At 60.3% G+C, this 10,657-nt stretch carries 7 protein-coding genes and 1 pseudogene; 7 read left to right on the plus strand and 1 reads right to left on the minus strand.

Going from position 1 to position 10,657, the window contains the following annotated elements:
- Positions 1-278 precede the first annotated feature (278 nt).
- The 6 genes from A3CW_RS0141600 (at position 279) to A3CW_RS49460 (ending at position 8,271) form a co-directional block, all read left to right on the plus strand.
- Entirely contained in the window at positions 279-1,367 is a 1,089-nt protein-coding gene (locus A3CW_RS0141600; RefSeq protein WP_028208797.1) for a porin, read from the plus strand.
- A 229-nt stretch (positions 1,368-1,596) separates the two neighbouring features.
- Positions 1,597-2,988 (plus strand): MFS transporter, encoded by a 1,392-nt coding sequence (locus A3CW_RS0141605; protein WP_028208798.1) that lies wholly within the window; start codon positions 1,597-1,599, stop codon positions 2,986-2,988.
- A gap of 112 nt (positions 2,989-3,100) precedes the next feature.
- Positions 3,101-4,534, plus strand: coding sequence for a 3-isopropylmalate dehydratase large subunit (gene leuC / locus A3CW_RS0141610; protein WP_028208799.1), 1,434 nt, complete (start codon positions 3,101-3,103; stop codon positions 4,532-4,534).
- Positions 4,534-5,166: a 3-isopropylmalate dehydratase small subunit gene (gene leuD, locus A3CW_RS0141615; protein ID WP_028208800.1), complete on the plus strand. Its 633-nt coding sequence runs from the start codon at positions 4,534-4,536 to the stop codon at positions 5,164-5,166. The genes leuC and leuD overlap by 1 nt, the downstream gene beginning before the upstream one ends.
- Before the next feature lie 45 nt (positions 5,167-5,211).
- Positions 5,212-6,822 carry a methyl-accepting chemotaxis protein gene (locus A3CW_RS0141620; RefSeq protein ID WP_028208801.1) on the plus strand — a complete coding sequence of 537 codons (1,611 nt, stop codon included), beginning with the start codon at positions 5,212-5,214 and terminating at the stop codon, positions 6,820-6,822.
- A 105-nt stretch (positions 6,823-6,927) separates the two neighbouring features.
- Complete coding sequence (locus A3CW_RS49460) at positions 6,928-8,271, plus strand: MFS transporter (RefSeq protein WP_035515552.1); 1,344 nt, start codon at positions 6,928-6,930, stop codon at positions 8,269-8,271.
- Between the two features lie 991 nt (positions 8,272-9,262).
- On the opposite strand, the gene A3CW_RS0141630 is transcribed toward A3CW_RS49460, so the two are convergent.
- Entirely contained in the window at positions 9,263-9,604 is a 342-nt protein-coding gene (locus A3CW_RS0141630) for a type 2 periplasmic-binding domain-containing protein (RefSeq protein ID WP_028208802.1), read from the minus strand.
- A 619-nt stretch (positions 9,605-10,223) separates the two neighbouring features.
- On the opposite strand from A3CW_RS0141630, the pseudogene A3CW_RS54725 reads away from it, so the two are divergent.
- Positions 10,224-10,657 (plus strand): annotated as a pseudogene (locus tag A3CW_RS54725) (amidohydrolase family protein); the annotation flags it as partial.

A 10,657-nucleotide genomic window follows, 5' to 3' on the forward strand; every position in this document is an offset into this window, starting at 1 on the left:
GTAACTGGTTCTGAGTATCGCGGATGGTAGCACGGCGATTAATTATTCCGGATACGTTATGAGGACTTTTGGAACCCATGGGTAAATACCCTGGATGAGTATTCGAAATGTTCTATTGGTTGATAAACAATTCGCGATTCAAAACACGAATTGAAGTCGTTAAACTTTGTCCGGCATCAAAGACTGGGACGTTGAGGAACGGCCCGAACGGACTGCGCGATGCACGGCGTCGGCGCCAATGAGCGGCCGACGAACGATAAAAACATTGGAGACATTCGTTGAAAACTCGTTTGCTCGTCGGCGGTTGCGCCGCGATTCTGGCTGGCCCGGCGTTGGCGCAGTCGTCTGTGACCCTGTATGGCAGCGTCGACGTTGGCGTCGATTTTGTGTCGAACTCGCAGGGCAAGCAGCTATTTCAGATGTCTTCCGGCAAGCGAACCCCGGATCGTTGGGGCCTGTTGATCAATGAGGATCTGGGCGGCGGCAATAAGGCGTTTGCGCGGCTCGAGTCCGGCTTTGTGACCAACACGGGTGCGCAGATCAACCCGACCAGCTTCTTCAATCGCGATGCGTATGTCGGGCTCTCGAACGATCGGTGGGGTTCGCTGAGCCTGGGCAACATCAACGACTATATCTATCAGTATGTGGGCCGCATGAACAACTCGGTCCCGGGTATCTCCTCGTTCTACACGCCCGGCAACCTGGACGGCCTCGCAAATACCCACGCGCTGAACAACGCCGTGAAGTACGAGACGATCAACTTCCACGGCTTCCAGGCTGGCGTGATGAACGCGTTCGGCAACCAGGCGGGAAATTTCAGCTCGGGGCGCCAGTACAGCTTCGGCGCCCAGTACGCGAGCGGGCCGGTGATGGTCGGCGTCGCGTACACGATGTCTCACAACCGCACAGCGGATATCTTTGGCACCTTCAGCCTGCCGTCACTCCTCGGCCAGTCATTGAAACAGGGCACGATGTTCAACGCGAGCCGCTACAGCACTCTCGCCGCAGGCGGGTCGCTGTCGATTGGCTGGTTTACGCCGCACGTGACGTATTCAAGCGTGAAACTCGAGAACAGCGAAGGCTCGGCGACGTTAAACAACTATCAAGTTGGTGTGAACACCAACCTGGCCGGCAATAGGGCATATGTTCTCGGCCTTTCATGGGACCACTCATTGTTTCAGGGTCTTGTGATCAACCAGTACAACCTCTTCGCGACCGATTACCTCTCGAAGAGTACGCAAGTTTACGCCGGCGTTGGCGTGCAACGCGCTTCGGGTCCGGGCGCGCGCGCCGCGCAGTTCGGCTATCAGCCCTCAACGACGGGCAGCCAGACGGTCGCACGCGTCGGTATCAATCACATGTTCTGAAGAAGCGGAGAGTCATCGTGCGATGAAATGAGAACGTAATACAGCGAGCGCAAGACGGATTGTTCACATATTTCGATCTCTTCATCGCGATTTTTTGATTGAGCCACACGGGGCGGCCACTTATATTGTGGCTCCGGCCGTGGCGCCGCCATGAGGAATAGTGAGGGGCAACAGCGCGAGCGGGCGCGCCATGCGGCGCGTTCGTCCACGTGCGGTAAATGGGACATACATGCAAGCAGACCGGACTTTCAACATCGCGACACTAGTAGAAGAGCAAAAGACGGGGCGCTTTGCCGTCGGGCTGCTGTTCTGGTGTTTCCTGATCATGCTGATGGACGGCTACGATCAAACGGCTGTGTCGTTCGCAGCGCCGGCCATTATCAAGGATTGGCACGTCGCACGTGGCGGATTTGGCCCTGTATTCGGCGCGGGCCTGTTCGGCACGCTGATCGGCTCGTTTATCTTCGGCTATCTCGGCGATCGGCTCGGTCGCAAGAAGGCGATTATCATTGGCAGCGTTTTTTTCGGTTTGCTGACCTACGCGTCCGTGTGGGCGACCTCGCTGCAAGAACTCATGCTGCTGCGCTTTCTCGCCGGAATCGGCATGGGCGGCGTGGTGCCAAATTCGGTCGCGCTTGTTGCGGAATACGCGCCCAAGCGCCTGCGTGCGACGTGGGTCACGCTGATGTTCTCGGGATTCTCGATCGGCGCGGGCTCGGGTGGGCTGGTGTCCTCCGCGCTCATTCATCGCTTCGGCTGGCCTGTGATGTTCGCCGTGGGCGGTGGTGGCTCGTTGATCGTGGCGGTTCTGCTGATTTTCACGCTGCCAGAATCTGCGAAGCTGCTCGTGATTCGCCAGCGCAATCTGCAGATGCTGCATCGCCTGATGACGCGCCTGCGTCCCGAACTCAATATTCCCGCCGACGCTCAGTTCATCGCGGGGGAAGTACGCGAGAAGCAGCGCTTCGTGCTCAAGCTGATTTTCTCGGACGGGCTTGCCGCCATCACGCCGCTGCTCTGGATCGTGTTCATTGCGAATTCGATGGCCCTTTACTTCCTCCAGAACTGGTTGCCGATTCTGATTGAAGGGATGGGTATCGACCCGCGTGGTGCAGGGCTCATCACGATGATGTTCTCGGTAGGCGGCGTCATCGGCGGCCTGATTCTGTGCCGCTTCGTCGACAAGCACGGTGTGCTCGCCATCATCTCACTGCCGATCATTGGCTTCCCTGTTGTGGCGCTGCTGGGACACGGTTCGTCCGAAGCCTGGCTGATGCTGGCAGTGTTCGCGACGGGTTTTTGCGTGGTTGGCGCGCAATACGGGCTGTATGCGGTGGCGGGCATGATCTATCCGACGTCGTTCCGCTCGGCGGGCGTGGGAAGTGCAATATCGGTGGGCAAGATCGGCTCTGTATCCGGGCCTGTTATCGGTGGCGTGTTGCTGTCGATGCACCTGCCCATCACGAAGCTCTTTTATGCGGCCTCACTGCTGTTCCTGATTGCGGCCGTATTCTCGACAGTCCTCGCGTTGCTCTATCGTGCGCGGTTCAGTGAGAAACCAGCGCCTGTCGCGGACGGGCCTGTCGAACAGATGCAGCGTTCATTGCTGCACGACTCGTAACGTACATTGTTGCCGCGCCTGCCCATCGGAAATGCGTCGGGCGCGGCACTCGCATCGAATTGGAAGTAAACGGTTCGAAGTAATTCGGATTACTTATAAAATCGCACATGCCATGCCCGTAAAGCAAACCCTCTACGACAAGATCTTCGACGCGCACACCGTTCGTGAGGACGCAGATGGTACGACGCTGCTCTACATCGACCGTCATTTGCTGAACGAAGTGACGAGCCCACAGGCGTTTGAGTCCTTGCGACACGAGCTGCGATCTGTGTGGCGTCCGCGTGCGAATATCGCAGTAGCTGACCACAATGTTCCAACGACGGCGCGCAATCTCGGCATTGCGGATTCGATTTCGCGTATTCAGGTGGATGCGCTGAGCGAGAACTGCGAGCGCAACGGCATCTTGCACTATGGCATGGAGGATACGCGTCAAGGCATCGTACACGTCGTTGCGCCTGAGCGCGGAATCACGCTGCCGGGTATGACGATCGTCTGCGGCGATTCACATACCAGCACTCACGGCGCGCTCGGTGCGCTGGCGTTCGGCATTGGGACTTCCGAGATTGAGCACGTTCTAGCCACGCAAACGCTCATCACGCGACGCAGTCACACGATGCGCGTAACGGTGAACGGCGTATTGCCGGCGGGTTGTTCAGCGAAAGACGTCGCGCTCGCGGTGGTCGGTGCGCTCGGTACCGCAGGGGCGACCGGATACGCTATTGAATTTGCGGGGCCTGTGGTACGCGCATTGTCGATGGAGGGGCGCATGACGCTTTGCAATATGTCGATCGAAGCCGGCGCACGCGCCGGTCTGATTGCCGTGGACGACGTCACGCTAGACTATTGCCGGACACGAGAGCAAGCGCCGCGCGGCGAAGCGTGGGAACGCTCGGTGTCCGTCTGGCGAGCGCTGCGTTCAGACGATGACGCGCCCTTCGACTTGGAGCGCACCCTCGACGTTTCCACTCTCTCGCCGCAAGTCACGTGGGGCACATCGCCTGAAATGGTTACAGGCATCGAAGGCTGTGTGCCTGATCCTACGGCGATAGATGACGCGGGGCGCCGCGCATCCTGGCAGCGCGCGCTTGAGTATATGGACTTGCGCGCATCTATGCCGATCGAGGCGATTGCCATCGACAAGGTGTTCATTGGCTCGTGTACGAACGGGCGTCTCGAAGACCTGCGCGCTGCCGCTGACGTGCTGCGTTCGGTGGGTGGACGCGTTGCGTCGAATGTTCGGCTCGCGCTCGCTGTGCCAGGTTCGCAACAGGTGAAGCGTGAGGCGGAAGCGCTGGGACTCCATGAGGTGTTCCTCGACGCCGGGTTCGAATGGCGTGAACCGGGCTGTTCAATGTGCCTTGCGATGAATGCTGATCGGCTCGAACCGAGTGAGCGCGTGGCCTCGACATCGAATCGCAATTTCGAAGGACGGCAGGGCGCTGGCGGACGATCGCATCTCGTGAGTCCGGCGATGGCGGCCGCCGCCGCGCTTGCGGGCCATTTCGTCGATGTAAGAAAAATCGCTAGCGTTACAGGAGGTCAATGATGGAGCCGCTCGTCTGCCACACGGGGCTCGTGGTGCCAATTGATCGCGACAACGTTGACACCGATGCGATCGTGCCGAAGCAATTCATGAAGTCGATTGCGCGCACGGGCTTCGGTCCGTATCTGTTCGACGAATGGCGCTACCGCGATCCAGGTTACTACGGCAAATCTGATGAAGAACGCACGCCGCGTCCGGACTTCGTGCTGAACATGCCGCGATACGAGGGTGCTTCGGTGCTGCTCACGCGGCGCAACTTTGGCTGTGGAAGCTCGCGTGAGCATGCCCCTTGGGCCTTGCATCAGTATGGCTTTCGTGTGCTCGTGGCCGAAAGCTTCGCGGATATCTTCTTCAACAACTGCTGCAAGAACGGCATCTTGCCGGTGCGACTCGAGACGGCGGCTATCAACCAGTTGATGAACGAGGTGGAGGCGACGCCTGGCTATCGGCTGCGCGTCGATCTGAACGAGCAAACGGTGTTGACGCCAGGGGGCGAGCAGTTGACCTTTGAGATTGCGCCAGCGCTCAAGACGCTGCTGCTCGAAGGACTCGACGAAACCGGGGCGACGCTCGAATTTGCCGACGCGATTCGCGCCTTCGAAGCTGCGCACCTCGAGCGCTCCCCGTGGCTGTAGCCACCGCGATGGCTTTCTGCTTAGACCACGACTCCGAGTCTCGCCATGACACCCCATCTCGCCGCCGATAGTTTCGATTCTGCTGACGACGCATCCATGCAGCGCGCTGTCCCGCGTGCGAAGGCTATCTCGCTTCAGGCGCGGCTCGCGTTCACCATTGGCCTGCTCGCGGTGCTGATGATGGGCATTGGCGCGCTCGGGCTTGCGGGCGCGTGGCGCGCGAATCGAGCGAATCAGGACACTTACGAAAACAAGCTTACGGCAGCGATGCACATCGGCAATGCCGAACTGTTGATCGGCCGTACGCGCCTCGTGCTTGGCGGCGCGATGGCGCAGCCTGACGGTGCGCGTGCACAGGAGCAGATTGGGCACGCGAGCGACTTCTTCACACAGTCGGATGAAGAATGGCGTGCGTTCGTTGAGGAGCCGCACGAGCCGAACGAAGTGCAACTGATCGAAGCGGCGAGCCAGCGGCGCGTGCCGATGCGCGAGGCGATGCACGCGTTCATCGACGCGCTGAGGGCGGGCGACCGCGAAGCTGCTCAACGTATCGGCACGGTGCAACTGAGCCCGCTCTTCAACGCAATGACCGGTGCAAATGACGCGTTGAAGCACACACTCTACGCAAACGCGAAGCGCAACTACGAAGACGCGGAGCACTACTTTCATCTGTTCTTCGCAGTGTCGGTGGCAGTGATCGCGCTCGGCATTGCGGCTTCGGCAATCAGCTGGGTCGCGTTGCGCCGCGCAATCATGGTGCCACTCAACGATGCGCTGACGCATTTTGAAGCGATTGCGGCGGGTGACCTGCAACGTACGTTCGCGAGCCACCGCGCAGACGAAATGGGTCGCGTGCTCGACGGGCTGCGCAACATGCAGGTGCAACTCGCGCAGACGGTGACGGCCGTGAGACTGAGCAGCCGGTCGATTGGCACTGCGACCTCCGAAATCGCGGCAGGTACGCTCGATCTGTCGTCGCGCACCGAGGAGCAGGCGGCCTCGCTCGAGGAAACTGCGGCGAGCATGACCGAATTGACCGAAACGGTGCGCCAGAATGCAACACGTGCTCAGGAGGCGCACTCAATTGCCGACGAAGCAGCGGCAGCGGCGAACGTCAGCAGTGGGGCGATCGCGCGGGTGAGTGGCACGATGGAGCGTATCGAATCGAGTGCACGCAAGATTGCGGACATCACAGGCATCATCGAAGGCATTGCCTTTCAGACCAATATCCTCGCGCTGAATGCGGCGGTCGAAGCGGCGCGTGCGGGCGTGCACGGGCGCGGCTTCGCTGTGGTTGCTGCCGAGGTGCGCTCCCTCGCTCAACATGCGGCGACGGCGGCCAAGCAAATCGGTGAACTAGTGAGTGATGCAGTGCTTGCGGCGTCAGATGGCTCGATGATGGTCGCCGACGCCGAACAGTCAATCGAAAACATTCTGGATGCCGCGCGGCGCTTCGCGAACATGATGGGCGGCATCGTATCTTCTGCCGAGGAGCAGCGTGTCGGCATCGAGCAAATCGATGCCGCAGTCAATCTGATGGACGCAATCACGCAGCAAAACGCTGCACTCGTCGAGGAGGCGAGCGCCGCCGCGCAGGCGCTCGACCAGCAGTCGCGCGAACTGGAGCGGCAGGTGGCTAGCTTTCGTGTCGCGTAGTCCGCGTAGCAGCACTACCCGATGATAACCAGAAGACAGGAGACCCAACATGCGCCGAGACCCACCTTCGAGTTCACTTTCGCTCGACCCGAGCAGGGGCTCGTGATGAGCACTGTCAATGTCTCGGAGCTGATTGAACGGCAGAAACTCGGCGGCTTTGCGTTGTTGCTCATCGTCTGGTGTTTTGCGATCGTGCTGATTGACGGTTACGACCAGGTGGCGGTGGCTTTTGCTGCGCCGGCGCTGATTCACGCGTGGCAGACGGACGCGGCCGGCTTCGGTCGCGTATTCGGCGTGGGGCTGCTCGGTGTGCTCGTCGGGTCGTTGTTGCTGGGCTTCAGCGGCGACCGCTTCGGCAGGCGCCCGACCATCATCTACGGCTCGGTTTGGTTCGGTACGCTCACATTTCTTTGCAGCTACGCAAGTTCCGTCGAACAGCTGACTCTCCTGCGCTTTTTTGCTGGCATTGGAATGGGAGGCGTGGTGCCCAACACGGTCGCACTCGTTTCCGAGTACGCGCCGAAAGCTCGTCGCGCCACGTGGGTCACGTTAATGTTTTCGGGCTTTTCGATTGGCGCGGGCGGTGGTGGGGCGGTCGCCTCGTGGCTGTTACCTCGCTATGGCTGGTCCGTGCTGTTCACGGTGGGCGGAGCGGCCGCCGTGATCGTGGCACTTGCCTCGATTGTGCTGCTACCGGAATCAATCCGGTTCCTGATTGTGAACGGCCACGATTCGAACAGGATTCGCCAGATTGCATGGCGTCTCGGCGCGACAGACGCGGACGAAGGCGCGCGCTATGTCGTCGATGACGAAACGAACACGCGCAGCCGGCCAAGCGCACTGTTTCAGAACGGTCTTGCGTCAGTTACGCCGCTACTTTGGGGGCTTTTCATCCTCAATTCGCTCGCACTGCACTTCTTGCAGAACTGGCTACCTATCCTCTTTGGCATGGGTACGCTCGCCCCCGCGCGCGCCGCCCAGGCCGCGATGATGTTTCCGGTGGGCGGGACGGTGGGCGCTCTCGCGTTGAGCCGCTTCGTAGATCGCTACGGCATTCGCGTGCTGCTTCTGCTCGCAGTGGCTGGTTGCCCGATTACCGCGTCGCTAGGCATGCCGATGGCGACTGCCTGGCTCTTCGCAGCCGTGTTCGCGAGCGGCGTGTGTGTGATTGGGAGTCAGTTCGCGCTCTATGCCATGTCGGGCATGGTCTATCCGACGGCGTTGCGATCGACCGGCGTAGGTTCTGCGATTGGCATCGGCAAGCTCGGGTCTGTGGCTGGTTCCATGCTGGGCGGCGTATTGCTCGCGATGCACCTACCGGTGTCGATGCTGTTTATTAATCTAGCCACCGTGTTCGTTTTTGTCGCTTTGCTTGCGGCATGGCTCGGCGGAGCACGGCGTGGAGCGAACGTGGCAAGTTCAGGGCAGGAACAGGGTGCAATGAAGTAAGGCGGCAGCCGGGAAAACGGCTGTGAGCTCAACGCATCTCCCGCGTGCGGCTATTCTCATGTACTCGATTCGGGAGAGGACAGCCATCAGAGTACCGGGGATTGAAAGGAGTATGTTTTCGCGCCTTTTGCAACTGCGTGGGTGGCCTCGTGAACCTGCAATCTAACTAACGGCTTCGCGATGACATCGAGCAGAGCATCGTCCGTTGTGACGTCGTCTATGTGATATGCCACTTTCCCTCGTGTGGGCCTTGCATAATCGTTACCCAATGTCGGCCGTTGCAAGTAGCGCTAGCAAGTCGTTACCGGACGATTTTTCGACAGCAATCGGTTCGTCCTTTCCCCAATCGACTTCCACGCTGTTCGTTGCCCCCCAGTCCGGTAGAGCTCAGCCAGAAGCGAGTCGTAGAAGTCATCGCGATGCGAAACGGATATCAGATGCTGCGGCGGTGAGCCACTGACCCCGCCTCAGCTAAAGATTTCGACCGCACTGAGCCACTTAACTAGCGGGTGGTTCTCACCTCTGGCCGTTAGGACCTCGTCAGCTGATGTGCGGCGCAATGACGAGTTCGACCACCCCAAGCCGATCGGGCCAATGTATCGGCACGTAGGGGGCCATCAGTATTTCGCAGCCGCCCCAGGTAAAATTGGTCCCGTCCCAATTCGGCCTCGAGCCGAACAGGCACACCCTCGGTTGTTTGTCCACTGGCGTGTCGTCGGGTAACGGTTGGATAACGGGAGCCGAATGAGTGGGAGACTCACGTCCGGTTCTGCGAGAGACTCGGGGCGCCTCCCCGGGTCTACTCACCTGATAAGACTTGCATTGAGAGTCGATTTTCGGGGGAAGCTTAAACTCGTGAAGCCTTCGAGGCGTCGCGACAGATCGGGGCGCAGGTAACAGGCGAGGGCGCTGCAAGACCCGTGCCGCCCGAACACGTTGCGAGAGACGAGGTGAGGGTCCCGCGGCAGTTCTTTCGCCAGCTCAGAAATTCTCAGGTCGCGAACGTGCGGAGTCCGGCAAGCGGCACATGCAGGGAGCTGTCGTGCTCGAAGACCTCGAGCAGGTAGTCAGCTGTCACTCGAACCCGGGGCGCCATCAACGTCCGGTGCGGGTACTGAAGGAGCATCTCGTACCTGCCTGGATGGTGAATATCGTACAGCACGACTTTCAGCGCGCCGGAACGAAGATGCTCCCATGCGTGATGGACGCCGCCCTGCGCAATGCGCATGTCGGCAAGTGCACCCTGTACCAGTGCTTCCGGTGCGGAGACGGTCAGAACGGCAGTCGCTGGCTCGAAGGACTCCAGACTGCCTTCGGGGCTGAGAACACCCATGGTGAAATTCCCTCTCCGTGATTGACCTCCGCCCGACAGGCCACGTAGGCTGGCGAGCGTGACATGGGAATGCAATCCCTCATTGACGCTTTGCACGCACGCGCGTGGAAAATTTGCCACACTTCTACACGAATGTCGTTACGGTCCGGGGTTGTTCAAAGACCGCAAGCAGGGCTTCCGTGCATGCTGTTCAACTCAAATGGGGGCAGACATGGCTTCCGGCAAGTACCGTGGTGTCAACAGAACAAGCCAAACGTATTCCTGCTTCTGTAACAAGGCGCTTGCCCAGTATGCGAATCGCCGCATCGGCGCCGACCTCGCGCGGCGAGGATTTCTGATCGGCATGGGGGCGACCATGCTGAGTACCGTGCTCCCGGAATTCGTGCGGGCGCAGGGCGCGAGTCCCGCCGCCAGTGCGCCGCAGCCCGTCACGTTTACAAATTTCCGACTGTTCGACGGCAAGTCTGCCGGCCTGCGCGATGGGATGTATCTCGTCGTCGAAGCAAGCCGCATCTCACAGCTCGGGCAAGGCCAGCCACCGGCTGCCAGCACGAACCGCACAATCGATTGCGGCGGCAAGGTGATCATGCCCGGGTTGATCGAGATGCATTGGCATGCCATGCTCGCCTCACTGCCGATCCAGACGATCTTGCAGGCCGACCTGGGCCTGGTCTATCTTGCTGCGAGTGCGGAAGCTCAGCGTACGCTGCTGCGCGGCTTCACGACGATACGCGACCTGGGCGGNCCGGCATTCGCGCTGAAGCAGGCTATCGACGCGGGGATGATTTCTGGCCCACGCATTTATCCGTGCGGCGCGCTGATCACGACTACCGGCGGTCATGGCGATTTTCGCCCGCTCACCGCCATCCCNCGTACCACGGGCCAGGTCAGTGAGCAGGAGAGGGCTGGCGCGAATGCGATCGCCGATTCGGCGGACGAGGTGCGCTTACGCGTGCGCGAGCAGTTCCTGCAGGGCGCAACGCAGATCAAGATCGTGGGAGCCGGCGGCGTATCCACGCCGCGCAGTCCGCTCGACATGCTGACCTTCACCGA

The organism is Paraburkholderia nodosa DSM 21604 (assembly GCF_000519185.1).
Lineage (GTDB): Bacteria > Pseudomonadota > Gammaproteobacteria > Burkholderiales > Burkholderiaceae > Paraburkholderia > Paraburkholderia nodosa.